Origin of the sequence: Paenibacillus vulneris (assembly GCF_039543185.1) — a bacterium.
GTDB lineage: Bacteria > Bacillota > Bacilli > Paenibacillales > NBRC-103111 > Paenibacillus_S > Paenibacillus_S vulneris.
Map to the genome: position 1 here is coordinate 230,770 of NZ_BAABJG010000029.1, position 23,064 is coordinate 253,833.

The 23,064-nt window shown below is 51.7% G+C and carries 21 protein-coding genes; 12 read left to right on the top strand and 9 right to left on the bottom strand.

Annotation, left to right across the window (positions count from 1 at the left end; all coding sequences use genetic code 11):
- Window positions 1-45: 45 nt before the first annotated feature.
- The 3 genes from ABEA66_RS25875 to ABEA66_RS25885 form a co-directional block, all read right to left on the bottom strand.
- Window positions 46-933 carry a YitT family protein gene (locus ABEA66_RS25875; protein ID WP_345592097.1) on the bottom strand — a complete coding sequence of 296 codons (888 nt, stop codon included), beginning with the start codon at window positions 931-933 and terminating at the stop codon, window positions 46-48.
- 244 nt (window positions 934-1,177) lie between these two features.
- Entirely contained in the window at window positions 1,178-3,526 is a 2,349-nt protein-coding gene (locus tag ABEA66_RS25880; protein WP_345592100.1) for a UvrD-helicase domain-containing protein, read from the bottom strand.
- A gap of 157 nt (window positions 3,527-3,683) precedes the next feature.
- Window positions 3,684-4,430: a YwmB family TATA-box binding protein gene (locus ABEA66_RS25885; protein WP_345592102.1), complete on the bottom strand. Its 747-nt coding sequence runs from the start codon at window positions 4,428-4,430 to the stop codon at window positions 3,684-3,686.
- Window positions 4,431-4,643: 213 nt separating this feature from the next.
- Between ABEA66_RS25885 and ABEA66_RS25890 the strand changes: the two genes are divergently transcribed.
- Window positions 4,644-6,623 carry an LTA synthase family protein gene (locus ABEA66_RS25890; protein ID WP_345592104.1) on the top strand — a complete coding sequence of 660 codons (1,980 nt, stop codon included), beginning with the start codon at window positions 4,644-4,646 and terminating at the stop codon, window positions 6,621-6,623.
- 87 nt (window positions 6,624-6,710) lie between these two features.
- Here the strand turns inward: ABEA66_RS25890 and ABEA66_RS25895 are convergent, their stop codons facing one another.
- The gene (locus ABEA66_RS25895; RefSeq protein ID WP_079913703.1) at window positions 6,711-6,911 is read right to left on the bottom strand and encodes a cold-shock protein; all 201 of its coding nucleotides are present in this window, start codon (window positions 6,909-6,911) and stop codon (window positions 6,711-6,713) included.
- A 213-nt stretch (window positions 6,912-7,124) separates the two neighbouring features.
- Window positions 7,125-7,325 carry a cold-shock protein gene (locus tag ABEA66_RS25900; protein ID WP_028549128.1) on the bottom strand — a complete coding sequence of 67 codons (201 nt, stop codon included), beginning with the start codon at window positions 7,323-7,325 and terminating at the stop codon, window positions 7,125-7,127.
- Window positions 7,326-7,897: 572 nt separating this feature from the next.
- Here ABEA66_RS25900 and ABEA66_RS25905 point away from each other — a divergent pair.
- Window positions 7,898-8,737, top strand: coding sequence for a protein-glutamine gamma-glutamyltransferase (locus ABEA66_RS25905; RefSeq protein ID WP_345592109.1), 840 nt, complete (start codon window positions 7,898-7,900; stop codon window positions 8,735-8,737).
- Here ABEA66_RS25905 and hisJ read toward each other — a convergent pair.
- Window positions 8,718-9,560, bottom strand: a complete 843-nt coding sequence (hisJ, locus tag ABEA66_RS25910; protein ID WP_345592111.1) for a histidinol-phosphatase HisJ — start codon at window positions 9,558-9,560, stop codon at window positions 8,718-8,720. The genes ABEA66_RS25905 and hisJ overlap by 20 nt on opposite strands.
- A 225-nt stretch (window positions 9,561-9,785) precedes the next feature.
- Here hisJ and ABEA66_RS25915 point away from each other — a divergent pair, with 225 nt between their 5' ends.
- Both ABEA66_RS25915 and ABEA66_RS25920 read left to right on the top strand, forming a co-directional pair.
- A complete protein-coding gene (locus ABEA66_RS25915) occupies window positions 9,786-11,477 on the top strand; it encodes a methyl-accepting chemotaxis protein (protein WP_345592113.1) in 1,692 nt (563 codons plus the stop codon).
- Between the two features lie 174 nt (window positions 11,478-11,651).
- On the top strand, window positions 11,652-12,269 hold the full coding sequence (locus ABEA66_RS25920; protein WP_345592115.1) for a nitroreductase family protein: 618 nt from the start codon (window positions 11,652-11,654) through the stop codon (window positions 12,267-12,269).
- A gap of 142 nt (window positions 12,270-12,411) precedes the next feature.
- Here ABEA66_RS25920 and ABEA66_RS25925 read toward each other — a convergent pair whose 3' ends face one another.
- The gene (locus ABEA66_RS25925) at window positions 12,412-13,047 is read right to left on the bottom strand and encodes an FMN-dependent NADH-azoreductase (RefSeq protein WP_079913698.1); all 636 of its coding nucleotides are present in this window, start codon (window positions 13,045-13,047) and stop codon (window positions 12,412-12,414) included.
- A 335-nt stretch (window positions 13,048-13,382) separates the two neighbouring features.
- Here ABEA66_RS25925 and ABEA66_RS25930 point away from each other — a divergent pair, with 335 nt between their 5' ends.
- The 4 genes from ABEA66_RS25930 to ABEA66_RS25945 all read left to right on the top strand — a co-directional run bounded on the left by ABEA66_RS25930 (window position 13,383) and on the right by ABEA66_RS25945 (window position 16,399).
- The gene (locus ABEA66_RS25930) at window positions 13,383-14,117 is read left to right on the top strand and encodes an amino acid ABC transporter ATP-binding protein (protein ID WP_192703308.1); all 735 of its coding nucleotides are present in this window, start codon (window positions 13,383-13,385) and stop codon (window positions 14,115-14,117) included.
- Between the two features lie 21 nt (window positions 14,118-14,138).
- A complete protein-coding gene (locus tag ABEA66_RS25935; protein ID WP_345592316.1) occupies window positions 14,139-14,978 on the top strand; it encodes an ABC transporter substrate-binding protein in 840 nt (279 codons plus the stop codon).
- An 84-nt stretch (window positions 14,979-15,062) separates the two neighbouring features.
- Complete coding sequence (locus tag ABEA66_RS25940; protein WP_345592119.1) at window positions 15,063-15,722, top strand: amino acid ABC transporter permease; 660 nt, start codon at window positions 15,063-15,065, stop codon at window positions 15,720-15,722.
- Window positions 15,723-15,748: 26 nt separating this feature from the next.
- Window positions 15,749-16,399 (top strand): amino acid ABC transporter permease, encoded by a 651-nt coding sequence (locus ABEA66_RS25945; RefSeq protein WP_079913695.1) that lies wholly within the window; start codon window positions 15,749-15,751, stop codon window positions 16,397-16,399.
- Window positions 16,400-16,432: 33 nt separating this feature from the next.
- Here the strand turns inward: ABEA66_RS25945 and fabF are convergent, their stop codons facing one another.
- Window positions 16,433-17,668 carry a beta-ketoacyl-ACP synthase II gene (gene fabF, locus ABEA66_RS25950; RefSeq protein ID WP_345592122.1) on the bottom strand — a complete coding sequence of 412 codons (1,236 nt, stop codon included), beginning with the start codon at window positions 17,666-17,668 and terminating at the stop codon, window positions 16,433-16,435.
- A 133-nt stretch (window positions 17,669-17,801) separates the two neighbouring features.
- Here fabF and ABEA66_RS25955 point away from each other — a divergent pair, with 133 nt between their 5' ends.
- The 4 genes from ABEA66_RS25955 (at window position 17,802) to ABEA66_RS25970 (ending at window position 22,099) form a co-directional block, all read left to right on the top strand.
- Window positions 17,802-18,659 (top strand): helix-turn-helix transcriptional regulator, encoded by an 858-nt coding sequence (locus ABEA66_RS25955; RefSeq protein ID WP_345592124.1) that lies wholly within the window; start codon window positions 17,802-17,804, stop codon window positions 18,657-18,659.
- Between the two features lie 320 nt (window positions 18,660-18,979).
- On the top strand, window positions 18,980-20,335 hold the full coding sequence (locus ABEA66_RS25960) for a dicarboxylate/amino acid:cation symporter (protein ID WP_079913691.1): 1,356 nt from the start codon (window positions 18,980-18,982) through the stop codon (window positions 20,333-20,335).
- 223 nt (window positions 20,336-20,558) lie between these two features.
- A complete protein-coding gene (locus ABEA66_RS25965) occupies window positions 20,559-21,509 on the top strand; it encodes a helix-turn-helix transcriptional regulator (protein WP_345592125.1) in 951 nt (316 codons plus the stop codon).
- 83 nt (window positions 21,510-21,592) lie between these two features.
- Window positions 21,593-22,099 (top strand): DinB family protein, encoded by a 507-nt coding sequence (locus ABEA66_RS25970; protein WP_345592127.1) that lies wholly within the window; start codon window positions 21,593-21,595, stop codon window positions 22,097-22,099.
- Window positions 22,100-22,159: 60 nt separating this feature from the next.
- On the opposite strand, the gene ABEA66_RS25975 is transcribed toward ABEA66_RS25970, so the two are convergent.
- Window positions 22,160-22,642, bottom strand: coding sequence for an NUDIX hydrolase (locus ABEA66_RS25975; RefSeq protein WP_345592129.1), 483 nt, complete (start codon window positions 22,640-22,642; stop codon window positions 22,160-22,162).
- Window positions 22,643-23,064 lie beyond the last annotated feature (422 nt).

The window sequence follows — 23,064 nt, forward strand, 5'->3', positions numbered from 1 at the left end:
CGCAGCTTGACCGATACCGGTGTTTTTAATGCGACGATAGAATGGCTACAGCCGGACGGGCGATTCCGATGCACGCTTCCATGAGCGGGTTTTCTCCAATTCCTGGTTGAAGCCTTCTCCAGCCACATCATCGGCTTCGGTAAAGACGATAAAAGCATGGGGGTCCAGGGCCTGTACAAGCATCTTTAGCTTGCGCGCTTTATCGGCCGCCAGTACGACCATCATGATCACGCGGTGATCGTCGGTGTATCCTCCGGTGCCGGACAGCTTAGTCATGCCGCGGTCCAAATCCTCTAGCACGGCCTTGCTGAGCGCCTGTTCGTACTCCCGGGACGTAATGATATAGGCGACCTTGGAGCTTTTTTGCAGCTTCAGCACCATGTCCATGGCCTTGCGTGTCACGAATACGCTGACCAGCGCGTACAAAGCCTTCTCCGGGGCCAGCAGTATTCCTGCGGAGATGACGACCACGGAGTCCATCGCCATGATGGCCTGACTAGGCTTGACGCCAAGCCACTTGTGAAGCATCTGCGCCAGCAGCGTAAAGCCTCCCGTATTGCCATGGGCGCGAAAGACGATGCCGAGTCCCACTCCCGTCATTACGCCGCCATAGATGGCGGCCAGCAGGGGGTTATCGGTCAGCGGTCGCAAGGAATGCGTGAGCAGCACGAAGAATGGCATCAGGATCGAGCCGGTCACGGAGGCGGCAAGGGAACGAAGGCCCAGAATGAACGCGCTGAGCAGCAGAAGGATAACGCTGCCTGCCCACAAAATAATCATAGAGTCCGTATTCCACAGGCTTCCCAGCAGAATGGAGGCGCCCGACAAGCCGCCGGAGGCGATATGGTTCGGGCTCAGGAACCAGTTGAAGCCGAGCGCGACGACGAGCGTACCCGCCGCTATCATGCTGTATCGTTGAAGCTTGCGCATCATCCTATCCTCCTTTATTCCGTTTTTTGAGGATTATAAGACGGAATAGAAATCCGCGCAAGAATTCCCATTAATGCTAAAATGCTAAGCTGCATCGGCGCTTTCACGATGGATTCCTTTATCGCAGCGGGGCGGCGGAGCGGGTTCGTCCCTGGGCGTCCAACTCGCATGAGGCCGAGGCGGGCACCACTGCGCCGCCAGGCGGCCGATCGAGTTCGGCGGTCCGCAGCAAGGTTCGAGCCAGAGGCTATACAGGCACCTCTTTACTCCCCCGTTCCATCGGAGACTGGCATAACGGGCAAGCCTTGCTCTCGAGCTTGCCTTCCTTAGCGCTGCTGATCCGCGCCCAAGCGGGGCAGCTGCCGCTGGTGCAGATCCACGCAGGGACCGTGTGAAGCTTCCTCGGAGCGGAGGCATGCTCCGCCTTCGGCTTCGGCGCATAGCTGCGGCTCGTAACGTCGGCACCGGAGGCCGACTGTGCCGTCGAAGAGGAGGCTCCCGCCGTCCGCACGGCAACGCCAGGGGCCGATGAAGCCTCTGTGAACGGCGCCAATATAAAGCGCGACACGTTCGCCTTCTTGCCGCGGTAATACGCAGGGGAGCTCACGATGAGCTCCTCCTTGGCCCGGGTTATCGCTACATAGGCAAGCCGCCGTTCTTCCTCCAGGGCGGCCAAGGCTTCCTCTTGGATTTGCTGCCTCGTTCTCTTGTCCCCCTTCGTTACGGCGCCTGCCTCCACCGCCGAGCTGTGGGGCAGTATGCCCTCGGATAACCCTATGGCAAAGACGACGGGGAATTCGAGCCCCTTGGCCTTATGGATGGTCATTAAGGTGACCGTATCGGCGCCGGGATTGCCGCGCATCTGCTCCATGGCCTGATGCATCTCGGTCATGTGATCGATATGCTTCACGAATTCTTCAACCGTGTTGAATCGTTTGGCCGATGCCTCCAGCTCATCCAGCGTCTCCTTCAGCAGCTCCTTATGCGGAGTCAACGTCCGCCCGTCGGCGGTCTCCAGGAAAACATCGTAGAACCTGCGGCGAATTTCCTGAATGGCCTCCAGAGGCTTCATATCGGCAAGGACCCGGATCAGCTCGATGCGATCCTTGACCTTTTCCTTCTGATAATCCTTCAAATCAGGGAAGGTCATCAGATGAATCATCGGTCCCTTCTTGGGCTGGATGCCTTCGCGATGAAGAATATAATCCATGCATTTGTCGCGGCTCAAATACAGCGTCTGCAGAATGCCTGCCAGTGCCTCAAAGTCGCGGCGGTTCAAGCCGAGCCGCAAATGATCAATGACCGGTCTGACCATCCACTGGTCGTAGAACACATCGACGCTTCCGTAGTGAACGAACGGAATGCCTTGAATCACGAGCTCCTCCAGCATCGCCCGGCTGCTGCTTGCCGTTCGGTACAGGATGGCAAAGTCGCTGTAGGTGCGGATTCCTTGCTCCACGTCCTGCCGGATACGGCTCAGTACGGCCTGAGCCTCCTCATCCGTGTCTCCCGGCCGGATATATTGGGGAAGCGTCGGGCTTTGCCTCGTTGCCTGCAGCGTCTTGCTCTTGCGCCGCGTATTGTGCCGAATCACTTCATTGCCTAATCCGACGATGCTCGAGGTCGAACGGTAATTGATATCGAGCGTGATCGTTCTGGCTCCCGGATATTCCTTATGAAATTGAAGGATGAATTCGTGGTTCGCGCCCTGGAACGTGTAGATCGTCTGGTCGTCGTCTCCGACCACCATCAGATGGTTGTGCGGAGCCGCGATCATGCGAACGAGCTCGTACTGCAGCTTGTTGGTGTCCTGAAATTCGTCGTTCATGATGTATCGGAAACGATTTTGCAGCGACGACAGAAGGGAGGGAGATTCCTTCAGCAGCTGATGCGCATAAACCAAAATATCATCGAAATCCATCTTGTTATTAGAGACCTTCCACTGCTCATATTGCAGAAAGATGCGCTTCAGGTTGGCTTCGTCGGGTGTGAGCTCAGGCAAATCGTTCAGGTCGGTCATATTCATTTTGTACGCAGAGAGCGCGGAGAGCACGGTCTCGGGCTCATAATCGTCTTGAAGCCCGCGTTCGCGCAGCAATCGCTTCAATACAATATGCTGGTAGCGCGTCTCGCTGAATATCTCCTGCGTGTAGCCCTGCTTGCGCAGCAGCAGCAGGAAGAAGGAATGGAACGTACGCGCCTGTACCTCCTGGGCCATTCGGCTTGTGATCCCCGGCAGCTGTGCAATCCGCTGCTTCATCTCCGCAGCCGCTTTACTCGAGAAGGTAACAAGCAGAATGTGAGCCGGCTGCACATGGCGGACGGAGAGCAGGTAGCCTGTGCGCGCCACCAGCACGGAGGTTTTACCCGATCCGGCGCCGGCGAGCGTCAGGATGGGGCCTTCAAAATGCCGCACCGCCTGAATTTGCCGGGCGTTCAGGGCGATGCCGCGGCTCTCCAGAGCGCGGAAATAAAAAGCATCCGACTCATCATCGGATACCAGGTCCTTGCTTGTCTTGGCCGGAGCGATAGCGGCAAAAGGGACTTTCTTACTGTTTGCGCCGAACGGCCTTTTATAGTAAACGGGGTTCATCATTTAGAATCGTATCCTTTATGTATCGTCATTTTTGCATCGTCCATGTCCGGTTATACCAAACATACGTACTTATGTGAGTGTACATGAAATGAGCAGAAAGAACAATTCACTATGAAGGATTTTCCTGAATAAGGAACCTGGAAGAAGGGCTTCAAGACTAGTATTCTATGGTGATAGCCGGAATGCCGATAGTAATCCGGTTCTGATGCGTTATGGAGCTGCGGTGGACGGCGACCTGAAGATTCATCTCCTGCTTGCCGTTGTTAATATGCTCCTTAAACCTGGGGGAATAATAAGTTACGCTGGTGCTGCCTGCATCTTCGTACTGCTCTACCTTGTGAGCCTCGAGCCGCTTCTGTACCCAATCCTGCAAAGGGGAAGCGTCGATAGAGTATTCCTCTGATGCATTGCCTTGGATCATGACGTTCCATTGCGGCTTGATATGCAGGGAAGCTAGGTTGTCTGCCAGCCTTTGCTGTACTGACTGGATGACGGTAAAGCCTTCAGGTTGTGTCGTCTGGGCCGATACCACCAGCTCGGACGTGCCGTCCGGAAAACCGATCCATAGCAAGGTCTCCTCTACGCCGTTCGCAGCATCCTGAGAAGCTGTTTTATATAGCAGGTGGTCCGTCTCCTTGGTGATGTCTGAAGTTACGGGAAGCCCTAAAAGCTGGCTGATCTGCTGACCGATTTGTACAAATTGCATTTCGCTAGAATAGGATTGATAAGGCCCTGCATGCTTAACGATCATTTTTTGCTCCGACCCCATAAACTTCTCCGATAAAGGCATCAGCAGCTCAAAGCTGTTATCCGCCTTCCCGGCGGCCCCTGCACCCCAAGCACCCGCTATGCAGCTTACGGCAACCAGACAACCTATTACATAACCCAGCCATCGACGAATCATTCCGCGCACCTCTTTCCTGCAATCTATCAATCTAGCAGCTCTACTAGAAAGGATGCACCAAAACAGCCGGTTTTAAACCTGAGCGGCATCGGGCTTGCTCCAATTTGTTCCACCGGGGTCATTTTCAGCTGATTTTAAGTTTAGACCTTTACAATATGTTCATAATCTAGGTACACGGTACTTGGTGGAAAAAAATAAAGGAGTGAAGGAAAGGTGAAGCTTAAACGAAAAGCCCGGAGCCAAACCAAAGCGACAGTCATCCGTAACCGGACTCTACAGTACGGCCTAATCCTGACTATGCTCGCGATCATACCGATACTGCTTGTTTTTGGGGTGGAGCTTCTTCAGAGGGGTTCCTTTCAGGAAACATGGGCCTGGATGGTGCAAAATGATAAGCTGGTGCTGATGAACGCCCTGATCAATCTGTTCGTGCTGGTTTTCTTTTACAGCCTGTTCGGAGCTATGATGCCGGGGGCCACGGTGACCGCGCTGCTGCTGTTTATTATGGCTCTGATTACTTATTTTAAAACGAAGCTGATCGGGGAGCCGTTCTTCCCTTGGGATATATTCCTGAAAAAAGAAAGCATGAATATCCTTCCGCTGGTTACCGGACCGGCGGCAATCAAGCGTCTGTCTCTGGTAGGGGGCATCGTCGTCTTGATGATCACTCTATGCTTCGTATGGCCGCGGCTCAAATTACGCAGCGGAAGCCGCATCGTCCTGGGCCTGCTGTCCCTGTTTGCGCTGTATTCCTTCGGTGTAAGAACGCAGTGGGCCAGCCACATGATGGATAAGATGGGTGTTAGCGAAATCGTCTGGAATCAGCAGGAAAATTACAGCAACAACGGGATGGCGCTGGCCTTTACCATGAATGTGAAAAATGCCATTGTCCCTAAACCCGAGGGATACGGGGAACCGGCTATGGCTGCGTTGGCCCAAAATTTGGCGAGCCAAAGCCAGGTGAAGACGGCATCCGCCAAGAAAGCGACGGCAGATCCGTTTAACGGCAAGCAGCCGAACGTTATTTTTATTATGAACGAAGCGTTCTGGGACCCGACCCTGCTTCCCAATGTAACTTACAGCGAAGATCCGGTTCCAACAATTCATAAGCTGCAAAAGGAATCGACCTCCGGTTACTTGTTGTCGCCGCAATTCGGCGGGGGAACGAGCAATGTAGAGTACGAGGTGCTGACAGGACAATCCATGAGCTTCCTTCCCGACGGCTCGGTGCCTTATCAGCAGTACATTAATAAACCGGTGCCCAGCTTGGCCAGCTATTTTGAATCCAATGGCTACAAAAGCATGGGGATCCACTCGTACGAGGGATGGTTCTGGAACCGCGAGAATGTATACAAGCAGCTCGGATTCGAGAGCTTTATGAGCAAGGATCAATTCCAAAATCCCGAGTACAAGGGCCTGTTTATTTCGGATGATGAGGTGTCCCGGAATATTATCAAGCAGGTGGATGAGACCGATAAGCCTATGTTCATTTATGCGGTGACCATGCAAAACCACGGCCCTTATGACGATAACCGGTATGGGGAAACATCGATTAAGGCGGAAGGCAATTTGACCGATTCTGCGCGTTCTATACTGGAAACTTATACCCAAGGCGCACATGATGCCGATCAAAGCTTGCAAATGCTCATCGACCACTTCCAGCAATCCGATGAACCGACCGTCATTGTGTTCTATGGCGATCATCTGCCGATGCTCGGAATGGATTACGATGTGTATAAGCAGGGCGGAATGATTGGCAACGGCTCATGGTCGTTGGAGGATAACAAAAAAATGCACAGCGTTCCGTTCGTAATGTGGTCTAACGTCGATTTGCCGAAGGAGCAGGTGCCTGTCTTGAGCGATTCCTTCCTGGGGACGTACGTATTAGATAAATTGGGGATGGAAAAGCCGGCTACTCTTGCTTTGAATGAAAGCTTGATGGGGCAAACGCCGGGTCTGCTTCGCAACCTGGTTGTCGATGCCAACGGAGGTCTGCATCAAAATGTGCCGGACGAAGCTCAGGCAACCGTCAATGAGTACCGGGATTTTCAATATGATCAATTGTTCGGTAAGCAATATTTGGCCAAATATATCGATCAGGATTACTTGACCAAAGAGGCCCTGCCGAATTACAACGAAGAGTTTGCGATTCCTTCCGACGCGGAGGACCCGAGCAGCAAAAAAGGCTACTAGCCTAAAATAAAAAGCACTAACCTCTGCGGTTAGTGCTTTTTTTGGCGTTATTTCGCCAAGAAAAGTCCGGCGGCTAACGGCACAAGGTTAATAGGTTTTATGGTGATTCACTAAAGTGGGGAGCATCTTGGTATTCTTGACCATTCCCGAATGGCAAATTGGGCAGGAAGGGACCTCTTCCAAAGCAAAATTTTCCCTCATCCAGCAGGAGCATCCTTCGTTACTGCACATCCACACAGATGTCTGTTCTTCTTGAACTGGTTCCATAGCTTTCTTCGAGAAATACAATGTAACCCCTCCTTTGGTTTGTGCGTTTGAGCGTTCCTCATGTGAATGACCGGATGGTCTTGGAACGGGGAGGAAACACCGGAATCGTCACAGAAAGCCGACGGGACCGAATTTCCGTATGTACCGTAGAGATGCTTGCAGCGGTTCAAGGCTGTGTTACTGAAAAAGAACTGCCCGCTTGCGGGGGCAGTTCTCCCTTCCAAGTTGCAAACCTTACAGTTTTACAACATTCTCAGCTTGTGGTCCGCGGTTGCCTTGAACAACATTGAATTGTACACGTTGTCCTTCGTCAAGGGATTTGTATCCATCCCCAGTAATTGCGCTAAAGTGTACGAATACATCTTTACCGCCTTCAACCTCGATGAAGCCAAATCCTTTTTCCGCGTTAAACCATTTCACTGTTCCTGTTTCCATCTTCTAAAACCCTCCAATAAATTGTAACTAATATTTGTATGAATAAAAAAATTCACACATTAGAAAGAGCACCCTATAGTGGAAGTGATAACCTTTCTAATATGTGAATTATTGTCTCCTTTTATTCCAATAATTTATTATACCATATTCTTATGCAGAACAACAGTCCTTTAGAATAGGTATCGAAAGAATATTTTCCATCCATATGCCTTTAGCAAGCGCAAGCTTCTATTTTGGGCGGTCTCCCGTCCTTTTTTTCAATGAACGAAGTTTCAAGCGCCAGGACTCCATAGCGCTCCGTTGCCTATTGTAACCAGAAAGCGGGGTTTTAATTCTTATTGGGGTAAAAAGGACTGAGTGAACGCAGCGATGGATTGTTGAGAAGCTGTAAAGCTTGAAAAATGGTGAGGCTTTTCAACAAGCCTAGGGGCGTGCATCCGCAGTCCTTTTTGTATGGGAGGCGGTCATAAAAACATAGGGATTCGTCCAAGCATACGGAACATAGGATAGTATTAGGTTATCCATAGGCCCTCTTGGTCATAAGCGGTCTAAGAAAGGCGGGTGAAGGGGCGATGATAGTTCTTGTCAGCGGCACGCCGGACGTGGAGTCGTTAACCGATGCGGAAAGAATGATTTATCGGGAAAAGGACAGGAGCAGACGCACGTATACGTATGATTCATGGAATTCATTATTGTTCGAGCTGCAGGTAAGAGCCGCCATCATGGAGGCTGCCGCGGCTATGAACAGCAGCGAGGTATCGTTTTCCTCCTTTAAGCAGTCGCGCTGCAACGAGCGATTCTGGGAACGTAAGGAGAACGGAGCGTTTCTGCAAAGAAATGACGTCCGATCAAGTGCGGCGATTCGGGATATTTTTGAGAACGGGAGCTTGTATGCATTTGAATGTGCAACTGCCATTATTATCTTGTTATATAAAGCGGTGCTGGATATTATCGGCGATGAGAAATTCGATAGGCTGTTCAATCATTTGTATTTGTATTCGTGGAACTATGACCATGATCTGCGGTTGATTACGCTGGAGCATGGTGCGGAAGCGTTCGGAGGGGATATCCAGTATTTCAAGAATCCCGACGTCAACCCGGAATGGATAGAATGGCAGGGGGAAAATGTGATCAAGATGGGGGCGGGGCTTTATTACGGTCACGGAATCGGGATCAGAACGGGCAGGGAGATTATCGAAAAGCTGAACAGGGTTCGAATTCCCGGCAGCACGGTTTCTGCCTATTTGATGGATGAGGTTACGTTCCCGGACTTTGCTTATTTGCAGAAAATCGTAATGGGCAGTAACCCGGTGAACCCGTCGGCATCCACTTTATCGACGATACCGACGGTATTCGGACAGGTGGTTGCGACCATTGGAGGACGCAGCTTTGTTAAGAAGATGCAGGCTTGAATGAGGATAGCTGCTCTTCATACCATGCCCAGCCTGTGCCAACATGCTCCGGCTTATGGGAGTCCGACCCGTAAATACAAGGAATGCCCTGCTTCAAGCACTCCTGAATAAACCACTCGGGCGCATAAGGCTTGCCGCAAGTAGCAACGCGCAGTCCGGCTGTGTTCACGTCAATGCCGACGCCTGCCTTGGCCAGCTTCGGAATGATGGATCGCAATCGGCGCTCGATCTGGCTTGGATCGATTTCGGGGAGCGCTTGGCTGAATTTCTCGATAAGGTTGATATGCCCAAGCCGCTTGCGCATAGGAAGGCGTGCTGCCCACTCAATTGCCTCTTCCACATGATTGTAGTACTCATCCACTACGCTTTCCATTGAACCGTAATAAGCCAACAGGCCGCTGCGAAAATCATCGGCTGTAAAGTCTATGCAGCGGATGCCCCCGATGCCGGGCAAATAATGAACGGAATAAACAACATCCTCCAGCTCCGACTGCCATCGATCGACCATACGCTCCGTATAGGACAGCTGACCGGGTAAATAATCGATTTCAAGCCCTACGGCAATCTCGATTTTCCCGTTGTACAGCTGTTTTATTTGTTGGGCATAGGCGATATACAGAGGCAGCTCCTCTTCAGGCATAGCCAGCTCCCGGAATAAGGTTTCATCGGCAATCCACCCCTGCGGCAGCGGCGGATGCTCGCTGATCGTGTAGCGCTCGAAGCCGAGCTCGATGGCTCTATCGATATATTCTTCCTGCGGTGCGCTGCTGCCATGATAGCAAAAGCGCGTATGGGTATGACCGTCCCATTTTAAGATGCTCATTCTAATTTCGGCTCCTTCCCGCTTATCAAGTTTAAGCATAACCCCAAAGTAACACTACTAGGTATTTATTGTAAAGAGCGGCTTCAACCTTATAGCATCCTCGAAATTGTTAGGCAACTATTAGACTTTCTCATACAAAGCACAAAGGTTTTCAACAATAATTCTAAACATTCTATGGTATATTCCTTCACAAGAGATGATGTCTATTATTTCAGGGGGTTTCGTATGAGAATGACCATAGGCAAAAAACTGATGATTTCATATGCGGTCATTTTACTTATTATGGGTGTAATGGGAGCTATGGATTTGTCCAACATGCGGGTATTGCAAAACAATACGAGAGAGATTGCCCAAAACTGGCTGGTCGGAACACAAATAGCTAATAAGGTAAGCTATACCAAGGAGCATATTTTTGTCCTTTATTATCAAATGCTTACGGAGCCGGATCCGGCTAAAAAAGCAGAGATCAATAACCAGATCGCGGAAACGTTCAAAGACATCGACCAAGGGCTGATCGATTATGAAGCATCCATTGCCGACGAGCAGGACCGGGCCAATCTGAATGAATTGAAGGCTCGTTGGGATGCGTTCAAGGAGCTTAACAATCGCCAAAAGGCCGGGGGAAAAGGGATGGAGCAAGCCTCAGCCGAAGTATCCAAGGCATTTTCGGATGTGCAGGACAGCATTTCCGTCATTGTAAGCTATAACCAAAAAGGCGCGGACCAGGCTCAGCAGGAAAGCGAGGCTTTGTACCGGAGAAGCGTTATCGAGTTTGCAGCGCTTATTGTACTTGCGTTCTTCCTGGTTGGCTTGATCGGTTATCTGGCGACACGAATCATCTCCAGGCCGATGGCGGAAGCATCGGAGGCATTGGTCCGTATATCCGGTGGGGATTTAACGGGACAAGAGCTCATCAGTAAATCCAAGGATGAACTGGGGACATTAATTGGCGCTGTGAATACCGTGTCGAACTCTTTGAAGGAATCCGTGCTTCAAATGCAGCAAACCTCTCACCTTGTCGCCGCTTCAGCCCAACAGCTGTCGGCCAGCTCGGAGGAGAATGCCGCTGCATCGGAGCATGTCGCGCAATCGGTTCAGAATGTGGCCTCCGGTTCAGAAAATCAGGCGCAAAGCGCTTCGGAATGTGCAAGAGCAATGGACGAGATGTCCATTGGCATCCAGAGAATAGCGGAATCCACTTCGGAAATATCGGAGATTACTATGGAAGCGTCTCATGAGGCTGAGCAGGGAGCTGCCGTCCTCCAGGAGGCTTCGTCCAAAATCCATTCCATCAGCACGGCTGTGAACCAAACCGGGGAAGTCATCCGGAAGCTGGAGGAGCAATCCCACAGCATTAATCGCATTTCGCTGTTCATAGGCGAGATTGCCAGACAGACGAATCTGCTGTCCCTCAATGCGGCTATTGAAGCCGCAAGGGCGGGGGAGCATGGCCGGGGCTTTGCCGTGGTTGCCGATGAAATCCGCAAGCTGGCAGCCCAAACGGCGGAGTCCATCGACGAGATCAACCTCGTGATCGACGGCATCAGAGAAGGCACCGGACAGGCTGTTGTCAGTATGAATTCCGGGATGGCGGAGGTGGAGGGTGGACTGCAAGCGATGTCTCAAGCAGAGGAAACCTTCGCCCGGATCGTCCACTCAGCCTTGGAAGTAAACCGCCGCGTTCAAGAGACGGCGGCGGCCGCGGAGCAAATGTCCGCAAGCACCGAGGAGGTAACCGCCGCTATAACGAATATGGGCCATATCGCCGGGCAGACCTCGGGTCTCGCTCAAACCGTAGCTGCAACAACCGAGGAGCAGCTGGCCTCCATTCAGGAAATAACATCGTCCGCGACGATGCTGTCCGGCATCTCGGATGATCTGCATCAGCTTGTCATTAAATTCCGTGTGAATCCTTGATCGAAGCGGCTTCCCTTGGTAAAAGGGAGGCTGTTTCTTTTTGTCCAAAAGCTGTACGAAGGGAATCCGTATGAATGGAAGGCATCGTGGCGACCCTATGGAGGATTGCGAACGCTGCAAGACGTTGAGGCTATTTTACGCTTATACCTTCATAACCTTAGGAGTGAACAACGCATGAGTCATACTGAACAACACATGACGGCGGAAGAGACGATCCAAAGCCGACGGTCCGTTCGGCAATTTCAACCGGGTGTTTCAATTCCCGAAGCGGAGTTAAATGAAATCCTGTCGCTTGCCGCCAGTGCCCCCTCTTCATGGAACCTGCAGCACTGGCGTTTTCTGGTGGTTACCGAGCAAGCCAACAAAGAACGATTGCTTCCGATTACTTATAACCAAAAACAAACCGTAGATGCTTCCGTTGTAGTCGTGGTGTTGGGGGATCTTCAGGCCAATCTGGTTGCTCCTACCGTGTACGGGCAGGCGACCGAGCAAATCCGTGATTTGATGCTCGGACAAATTAACAGTGCTTATGAGAACAATCCTGTCCTGGCCCGTGACGAAGCGATACGCAATGCATCGCTGGCCGCTATGCAGCTGATGCTCGCAGCCAAAGCCAAAGGCTACGATACGGTACCGATGGGCGGATATGACCGGGATGCTCTGATAAAAGAACTGAACATTCCGGATCGCTACGTTCCGGTGATGGTGATTCCAATTGGGAAAGCAGCCGTTCCAGGCCGTCCGACCGATCGGCTCCCTCTGGAGCAGCAAGTGATTCGCGAAAGCTTCTAATATTGAGTTGAGGAGGGGCCCTTTATGCAAAAAGGGCTCTTTTTTTCATTTCACATACCGGTGCGTCGAATGAAGAAAATTGATATGACAAATGGCAGTAAGCACTGTCCCTCGCGGAACAGTGCTCCTTGAACCTCATTGATCAGAACGATTTGGCCAGTGCGACAGCTTTATCGATTGCTTCCTGCTTTATGGCTGCTGCGCGGTCTGGATATTGGTTGTGTCCTTCAATAAATAAACCTTGAAAATCCTTAATTCCGAAAAATTGCATGATAGCGGCCAGATGGCGATGTCCCATCTCTATATCCGACATCGGAGGAGTGGAATACACGCCGCCGCGCGCTTGGATATGCAGCGCTTTTTTCGTTGGAAGCAGCCCTACCGGCCCCTCTGGCGTGTACTTGAATGTCTTCCCTGCCACACAAACGGCATCGATGTAAGCTTTCATGATCGGCGGGTAAGAGAAGTTCCACATAGGCGTAATGAATACATATTTATCCGCGGCGACAAATTGGTCAACAAGCTCATTTAACCGGCTGACCTTGGACTTCTCTTCCGCAGACAAGGTGCTCAGCTCCTTGCCGGAACGGAGCTTGCCCCAGCCGCTGAATACGTCGGCGTCAATGTGAGGGATATGGGCCTTATACAAATCCAGATGAATGACTTCATCTTGCGGGTTGGCTTCGCGGTAGGCTTGAACGAAAGCATTCCCGGCCGCCATGCTGAAGGACTGGGTCTCATCGTTAGGGTGCGCGATAATATGAAGTAAAGTAGCCATAATGTCATCTCGTCCTTTTCTAAGCTTTTTATGCGAGGCAGATCTCCGTCCAATCGCACACATACAATTTGCCCATTCCGCATAGCGAATATGTTGAATAAGGGTTGGAGAATCAAGCCATGAAGCACGACGTCCCCCTCTATATAATGACGAACCGAAACCGTTCTATTAAGGAACATCATGAGCCAAAAAATGAAGCTAGCGGGACAAAAACGCTTTCGGGTGTCATACTTTTCCCATTTGGGTAATAACTTGTAAATACCTGTTGCTCTCCGTATAAGGGAGTAACGTTATATTGGTGTAAGGAAAACTACCTCAATGGCAGGAGGTGACCTATGATTGAATTTCGCAATGTCAACAAGCACTATGGGCCGTTTCATGTACTGAAGGATATTAACTTATCGATTCAACAGGGCGAAGTGGTCGTCATTATAGGTCCGTCCGGCTCCGGTAAAAGCACCCTCCTTCGCTGCATCAACCGTCTGGAGGCAATAACGGACGGGGAGCTGCACGTTGCCGGCGTCAAGCTCCATGACAAGAAAACAGATGTCAACCGATTAAGGCGAAATATCGGGATGGTGTTCCAGCACTTCAATCTGTACCCTCACAAAACAGTGATGGACAATATTACGCTTGCCCCGATCAAGGTGCTTAAGCTCAGCAGGGATGAAGCGGAACGCACCGCCATGCTGTATCTCGAGAAGGTAGGCATCCCCGATAAAGCGAAGGCCTATCCCTCCGAGCTGTCCGGGGGACAGCAGCAGCGGGTGGCTATTGCCCGAGGACTTGCCATGAAGCCCCAGATCATGCTGTTCGATGAGCCGACCTCGGCTCTGGACCCCGAGATGATCGGAGAAGTGCTGGATGTCATTAAAGCCTTGGCGCATGAGGGGATGACGATGGTAGTGGTCACTCATGAAATGGGCTTTGCCCGCGAGGCGGCCGACCGGATCGTATTTATGGATCAGGGGCAGATTGTCGAGGAGTCGGAGCCTAACGCCTTTTTTTCCAAGCCTCGTGAAGAAAGGGCACAGTTGTTCCTTAAACGGTTGTTACAACAAGGATCATAGAGAGGAGACGGGTCAATGCGGATGAGGAGAAAGAAGCTGGGATTCACTATGCTGGTGCTGCTAACGATGCTGGCACTGGTAGCGGCGGGATGCGGAGCGAAGGAGCAGGGGGGCGGACCGGCCCCGAATTCGGCCAACACAGCCGGGAAAACGTTGGATGAGATTAAGAAGCGCGGCAAGCTGGTCGTAGGGGTAAAGTATGACACCAAGCTGTTCGGGCTGAAGGATCCGGGAACAGGCGTCGTGGAAGGCTTCGATATCGATATTGCAAAGGCTTTGGCCAAGAAGGTGCTCGGGGACGAAAACAAGCTGGATCTGAAGGAGGTTACCTCAAAGACACGGATCCCGATGCTGAAAAACGGGGATATCGATATGATCATCGCCACGATGACCATTACCGAGGAACGAAAGCAGGAGGTCGATTTTTCGGATGTTTACTTTAAAGCCGGCCAATCACTGCTGGTCAAGAAAGGCAGTCCGATCAAGTCGATAGCCGATATTAAGAAAGGCATGAAGGTGCTGACAGCCAAGGGCTCTACGTCGGCGCAAAATATTCGCGAGAAGGCTCCGGACGCTACGGTATTAGAGTTTGAAAATTACCAGGAAGCGTTCACGGCGTTAAAAGCGGGTCAAGGCGATGCCCTGACAACCGATAATGCCATCCTGTACGGGATGACCAAGCAGGACCCGAATTACCAGGTTACGGAAGGAACCTTCACCGATGAGCCCTACGGAATAGCGATCCGGAAGGGCGATACGGAATTTGTGACCTACGTCAATGATTTCCTTAAGGCGATGAAATCCAGCGGCGAGTACGACAAGCTGTATGAAAAATGGATTGGAGAGAAGCCGGCCAAATAGGCATTTGAATTTGGAAAGGGTGGATGGTCTTCCAGGCTGTTCATCCTTTTCATTCAACGACCGGTAAGAAAGGAGGAGACAGCGATGGATGCCATCCAATTCCATATTTTATGGAAGTACTGGGATTTGTACCTGGAAGGCTTCCTCAACACCTTGCAGGCAAGCGTGATCGCGCTGGTCGGAAGCTTTCTGCTGGGGACCCTGATAGCCGTGATGCGGATTTCTCCCGTCAAGCCTCTTAACTGGCTCGGTACCGCGTATGTCGAATTTATCCGCAACCTCCCGATTCTGCTGATCGTCTTCCTGTTCTTCCTCGGTCCTTCGGCGCTGGGCTTAAGCTTAAGTGGATTTGCCGCGGGGACGCTGGGCTTGACGATTTATACGGCAGCTTTCATAGCGGAAGCGGTACGGGCGGGCATTCAAGCGGTGCCCAAGGGGCAGACCGAGGCGGCCCGTTCTTCCGGACTTACCTACGGCCAAACGATGGGACATATCGTCCTGCCTCAAGCCATGAAAATGGTCATTCCAGCGCTGGGAAACCAGTTTCTGAACCTGGTGAAAAATTCATCCGTGCTTAGCGTCGTCGCGGGCTTGGACTTGATGTACTACGCGGACCTGATTTCTACCAAGTCGTTCGTTACGTTCAGTGTGTATATTTTTGTGGCGGTGTTTTATTTGCTGATTACGATCCCGCTCAGCTTCGGGGTCGCTTATTTGGAGCGCAGGATGGCGAGAGCTCATTAACCGGGGACAAAAGGAGGTGAGAGAGCATGGATTTTGCGGGGGCCTATACGTGGGATCATATCCGGTTTTTGCTTGAAGGACTGGGAGTGACGATAAGAGTCGCTTTTATCGCCATCGTGCTCAGCTTCATCATCGGATGTCTCCTTGGCACGATCCGTTATACGAGGCTGCCGGTCGCTTCGCAGCTGACCGCGGTTTGCGTGGAAGTGATCCGCAATCTGCCGCTGCTGCTGATTATTTTCTTCACCTACTTTGCTCTCCCGGAGGTAGGGTTGAAGCTAAGCATCGAGCATGCGGCTATAGCCGCACTAACCGTCTTCGAGGCGGCCATGATTTCGGAGATTGTGCGCGGCGGGCTGAATTCCATCGATAAAGGGCAGATCGAGGCGGCCCGTTCCTCGGGCATGAGCTATACCCAGACGCTATGGAACATCGTGCTGCCGCAGGCGCTGCGCCGGATGATGCCGCCGATGGTCAGCCAGTTTATCTCGCTGCTGAAGGACACTTCGCTTGCGGTTGTGATTTCTTTGGCCGAGCTGATGCATAATGCGCAGATCATTAACGGGCAAAATGTGAATTTCGTTATTCCGACCCTGCTGATGACAGCATTGATGTACTTCGTGGTCAATTATGCGCTGTCCGTGGTGGCCCGGCGTCTGGAGGCCCGGCAAGTATAAGGCACCCGGGCCTGCCCGGATGCCTTTTCATGTTTATTCCTTGTAGCTCTTCAGGACAATGACGGCATTATGGCCGCCGAAGCCGAAAGAATTGGATATCCCGATAGTCAGATCCGCCCGGCGTGACACATTCGGCACATAGTCCAAGTCGCATATAGGGTCAGGCTGCTCCTGGTTGATCGTCGGAGGAATAATGCCTTCCTGCAGGCTCTTAACCAGAGCGATCGCCTCGACGCCGCCGGCGGCTCCGAGCATATGGCCAAGCATGGATTTATTGGCCGTGACAGGAACGCGAGCCGCATCGCCGAACAGCCTCTTGATGGCGAGAGTTTCCGATTTATCGCCGGCCTCGGTGCTGGTGGCATGTGCGCTGATGACATCCACGTCCCCCGGCTCCACGCCGGCCTCGCGCAGTGCCGATTTCATCGCTTGGTAAGCGCCTATGCCTTCTGGATGAGTCGCCACCCGATGATAGGCGTCGGAGCTTGCTCCATAGCCGATAACCTCCGCATAAATGCGGGCATTTCGGCTGAGCGCATGGCTTAAGCTTTCCAGCACGAGAATGCCTGCTCCTTCGGCCATAACGAATCCGTCCCGTCCCGCGTCGAAAGGACGGCTCGCGCGCGCCGGTTCCTCATTGCGCGTGGACACGGCGGTGGCATTGCCGAAGCTGGCGAGCGATATCTCCGTAATAGCAGCCTCTGTGCCGCCTGCCAATATCACATCCGCTCCCCCGTACCGAATCAGGCGCATCGCTTCCCCGATGGCGGTATTGCCAATAGAGCATGCGGTCACAGGAGATAAAGTGGGACCCAATGCGTTGAATTTCATGCTGATCATGGCGGCAGCCATATTCGAAATCATCATCGGCACCAGAGAAGGGCTTACCCGTTCAGGACCGCGTTCCTTCAAAATGGCGTCCTGGTCAAGCAGCGTCTGAATGCCGCCGATTCCCGAGCCGACATACACTCCGAATCGTTCATGATCCACTTGGTCAAGCGGAAGCGCCGCATCGTTCAAGGCTTGCTCGGCTGCCGCCAGGGCAAATTGGCAGAAGCGGTCCATCTGCCTGGCCTCCTTGCGCCCGAAGCGGGCTTCGGCGTCAAAATCGCGGACGAGCCCGGCGATTTTGGCCTTTTGCCTGGAGCAATCGAATGTGTCAATAAGGGAAATGCCCGACTCGCCCCGGATCAGACGGCCCCAGAACTGGTCAACATCATTCCCGAGCGGAGAAATCACTCCCATTCCCGTAATCACTACTCGTTCCATTGTCATTCACCCTTTCGATAGATTGTGATGTCCCCTATGATGTCATATGATTTATCCTATTACAAGTTGTAGTTTATACTAGTATAATAGGTACCATGATAACAGCTAGTTCATGGGAAAGGGCGGACATTGTATGAATCATCAGACCAGGCTTCAAGCGTTGTCGGCTTTCTTGAAGGCCCAACGTGCCAAAATCACACCGGAATCCGCAGGCTTGGTATCGGGAAGCCGAAGAAGGACGCCGGGGCTGCGAAGAGAAGAGGTTGCTCAGCTGGCAGGGGTCAGTGCGACCTGGTACACCTGGTTGGAGCAGGGAAGGGATATTAAAGTATCCGCCTCGGTTCTGGATTGTGTAGCCACGGCTTTAAGATTGACGGTAGACGAGCGCAAATATTTGTTTTCTCTGGCTCTGGATACCGGATCCGGAGCCAGTTTCCTTCAAGAGGATCAGCCGAGAATCAGCCCGTCGCTGCAGACGATCTTGCAGGAGCTGCGCAATTGTCCCACCATCATATCGGACAGGCGGTTCCAGATAGTGGGGTGGAACCAGGCGGCCTCCCACGTTTTTCTGGACTTTGACCAAGTGCCGGTGGAGCAGCGCAATATCATCCGCCTGCTGTTTACCCGCAAGGAATTTCGCAGCCTGGCCGTCAACTGGGAGCATTTTGCGAGCGGCTTTCTCTCCATATTCCGCTCCTATTACGGCCAGTATGTCGATGACGAGTGGTATGAGCAATTTCTCGAGGAAATGAAGTCGCTGCATCCCGAGTTTCATTCCTTGTGGGAGCGGAGCACAGTGAGCTCGGCCCCCGAGGTATTGATCGAATTCCGCCATGCCAAAGCGGGCAAGATGCTGTTCCATCTGACCTCCCTGCAGGTGCAGGGGGACGCCGATTTGCGCTGCAGCATTTACACTCCTGCGCCGGATACGTCCACAGAAGCCAAAATCAAACGATTAATGGAACGCAAAGCCGTCTTGAGCGGCCCCTAAAGAATGAAGCATAGCCGTGCAGTACGAGCCTTTAAGGCGGTACCGTCCGGCATATTTTTTTTGTAACCGGCCTCATTTTTATAGCGGTGGCTGCAGCGGGGAAGGTTCTTAATCAAGATCCCCGTCGTAAGATGGTAATACAGACCCTCGATAAGCTCAGTACATTCCTCCGAATTGCGCTGCTGTTTCTGGCATTTTAGGAAAACTTGACAAAATAGTTTTTTGAAAAAATATTCTTGACAGTTGTATTCGATGGAAGTATTATTCTTGTATCGCATAAATCCTACTAAAATAGTAGGGAATTGAAGGGGATGGGTCGCGTGAATAACAACTTGGTTACCGCGTTTCAAACGAACTGGGTAAGCTTGCTTGTTTCATTAGTCATTATCGGTATTCTTTACTTCTTGGGGAAAAAGCGCGTAGGGTTCGGTAACCGGGTACTTCTCGCCCTTGCCCTGGGACTTATCGCAGGGATTTTCTTCAACACTTACAAGCTTAGTGCGGTAAGCGTAAGCACGATCGGTACGATTTACGTCAATCTTGTCAAAATGCTGGTAATTCCGCTGGTTGTCGTACTCGTCATCAATAGTATTACATCGATTTCAAGCCTGGGCCATTTGCGAAAAATCGGCTTGAAGACGATCTCCTTGTTCTTTATCACGACAGGGATTGCCGCTCTTATCGGTTTGATTGTAGCTTTGATTTTCGATCCGGGCTCAGGTATCGCCCAAGAGGTTCCTAAGACGTTCAAGCCTCGTGATATCCCGACGTTCTCGCAGGTTATTCTGGACTTAGTTCCGACCAATCCTATCGGTGATATGGCCGGAGGTAAGGTAGTTCCGGTCCTTGTATTCTCGATCTTCGTAGCTATTGCTATGGTGCAGGTGGGAGGCAAGAAGCCTGAAATCGTTCAGCCTGTAAAACAGTTTATCGAATCTTTTGCACAAGTGATGCATCAGGTTACCAAATACATTATTCGTCTAACTCCTTACGGCGTGTACGCTTTGATCGGTGCCATGGCGGCCAAATACGGCCTCGAAACGCTGGCTCCGCTTGTAAAAGTTATTGCAGCCACTTATGTAGCGCTGCTGCTTCACTTCATTATTACATTCGGCGGCATGGTTTCTTTTATCGCGAAGGTGAATCCAATCAAGTTTTTCCGCAAAGCGTATCCTACGATTGCTGTAGCTTTCACAACACGCAGCAGCTACGTTACTTTGCCGGTAAATATGGAAGTTATTACGAAGAGACTTCGCGTATCTCCGCGTATTGCAAGCTTCGTCGCCCCATTGGGAGCAACGATGAACATGAACGGCTGCGGCGGCGTATGGCCTGCTGTAGTAGCTATTTTCGTAGCGCGTGTATATAACATTCCACTCGGTATTTCCGAGTATATCCTTATCGTATTGGTAAGCATGATTTCTTCTATCGGTGTTGCCGGGGTGCCAGGACCAGCTGCCATCTCGACTACAGTCGTATTGACCGCATTAGGCTTGCCGGTTGAAGGCTTGGGTCTTGTATTGGCTATCGATGCTGTGGTAGATATGGGCCGTACGGCGGTCAACGCAACAGGTACAACCGTATGCTCCCTGGTTATCGCCAACTCCGAAGGGGAGTTCGACCGAGAGTCGTTCAACCGGGACGAGGAAGATCAAATGGAATTGAACACAGTGTAATTTATCTTTATAGATAAAATGAAGATGCAGCTTGGGTTCCCTGTCAGGGAAACGGGCTGCATTTTTTTGGGTTAGAGCTTGAAAATTTCATGGCTACCCGTAAAGGCTTGAATCAGCCGCGAAGCCGAGGCCCCGTATTGGGGGATGAAAAAAGCAGCGATTGATTTAGAGCGTCTTCAAAGGTAACATAAAAAGGGAAACCAGTAAGGAGGAGGTAGCACCTTTGAAGCTTGACCGTTTATTGGCTATCACGATGCTGCTGCTCAATCGCAAAAGAGTCGGGGCCCAAGAGCTTGCCGAACGCTTTGAGGTATCTCTGCGCACGATTTATCGTGATTTGGAGGCGCTGAATCAGGCGGGCATTCCGATTGTGTCCTTTGCAGGAGCATCCGGAGGCTACGAGATCATGGATCAATACCGGCTGGACCGGCAATTCCTGTCTTTAGATGAGCTTCAATCGATTATTATAGCGCTGAAAGGGGTTGGCTCTTCCTTCGGCGATCAGGATACCAGCATCTTGTTGGACAAGGTGGGCGCATTAATGGCCAGGTCCGAGCGGCATGAGATGGACCATTGGAGCCAGCAGGTCATGATTGACCTGAATCCATGGCATGGCGGCCAAGCGGAGAAGGAAAAGCTCGGGGTACTTCGTGCTGCTGCTCGAGATGCCAAGGTGATTCGCTTCTCCTATACGAGCTCGCAGGGGGATTCGTCCGAAAGGATGTGCGAACCGATGGGGGTCGTATTAAAGGGTTACGTATGGTATTTGTATGGATACTGCAGGCTTCGTGAGGATTACCGGATATTTCGGCTTACGCGGATCGAGCATTTGACGGTCTTGGATGAAGCCTTCACACGCCGTTCCAAAACCATGGATCAGCTCGATTTTCGCTGGTCTCGTCAGGAGGAGCCTCCCCGCCTGGTAAGCCTGGTGCTCCGGTTCCAGCCTCGTGCGAAAGCGCGGCTTCAGGATTATTTCTGCTTCGGGGACATGGTGACAGAGCCCGATGGAACCATTCTTGTGACCGCCAAGCAGCCCGATGAGCCCTGGCTGTACGGGATGCTGCTGAGCCACGGGGCTGATGTGAAAGTGATTGAGCCGGAATCGGTAGCGAGAAAGGTGCAGGAGATGGCACAAAAAATAGTGGACCAGTACCAACTAATCTTGACATAGAGTTGTCAGGGTTAGGAGGGTATACTTTAGATATTCAAGCAAGAATACAGTCATAGGTAGAGATCAAAGGAGGATGATGAATTATGTTTACTTCTGTTGAACAATTTACGGCAAGCTGGAGCCATGAATCCGCTTCTACGCAGCGCGTTATGGATGCATTAACGGATGCTTCGCTCAGTCAAAAGATCACTCCCGATCACCGCAGTCTAGGGCAGCTCGCCTGGCATTTGACGACCACGGTTCATGAGATGATGTCCCGTACAGGCCTTGAGTTTCAGCCGGTTGAGGGAGGCGAGCATGCTCCCGCGCCTGCTTCGGCCCAGGCTATCGCCGATGCGTACCGGAGCCAGCGCAATGCCCTGCTGGAGGCGGTTCAGGCCCAGTGGAAGGATGCGGATTTAACGCGTACCAGCTCTATGTACGGAGAGGAATGGCCTAATGGACTGACTCTCCGTGTACTCATTCAGCATGAGGTTCACCACCGTGGGCAAATGACGGTGCTCATGCGCCAGGCGGGACTTCGTGTACCTGATATTTATGGCCCGACCCGCGAGGACTGGATCGAACGCGGAATGACGCCGCTAGTATAAAATGAAGAGGCCTTCCCTTAATAAGGGGAGGCCTCTTTATTTCACGTCTCTGACGGCCCATTATACCTTCGTCGCAAGCTTCAGATTAAAATGCGGCTTGGTGGCATAGTCCATATAATGGACCTTGCCGTCAAAGTCGAGGTAAGCCTGATACCGGGTGCGGATCGCCGGTGCCGTAATCAGCTCAAGCACTTGATCCCTCGGTACCCATCGGCTGTCGGAGGTTTCGTCTGAAGTGGACAGCTCCCCGCCCAGAGGCTGGCAAATAAAGTCCATCATCACCTTCGTGGGTACATCGGTAACCCCGTCATGCCATTTGTAGGCGGAGGTATTGGAATAGATCCCGACCAATTGGACGGGCACGGCGTCAATTCCGCTTTCCTCCTTTATTTCCCGGCTCAGTGCCTCAAGCAGATTTTCCCCGTTTTCCACTTGGCCGCCAGGATAGACCCAGCCTTCATGATGGGTTTTCACCAACAGAACCTTCCCCTGCTCATTGACCACGAAGCCTCCTACGGCTACGATATGTGTCGGCATGCCCATGCTTTGCCCTCCCATAATTTGATGGTTGCTGCAGGACCATCTTACCATATCCTTCCTTGTTTTCTTCTGATTTTCCACTGACAGATCACGTAGGATGGAATGATGTTTGGCCTCTCGCTTTGTCTGACGACTATACGTCCCATTGCTCTCCCGCAGCTTACACGCTTCACTAGGATTATGTGCAAAGTAAAACCCACGTTCACTATCACGAACGAGCAGAAATCGGTAACGGTCTCCTATCATCGAACGCAACGGCTGCAGGTCCTAAGCGATCCAGCGAATCCATATAAACCAAGTCTCCCTCCCGTAGCATTATCCGCATAACCTGTTATCGTGGCCGTTCAAAATCCTTGCCAATCTGCTAATCTACAAATATATATCAGTCATCAACACCTAACTGCCGGAACTGAATAAGTTGCCGT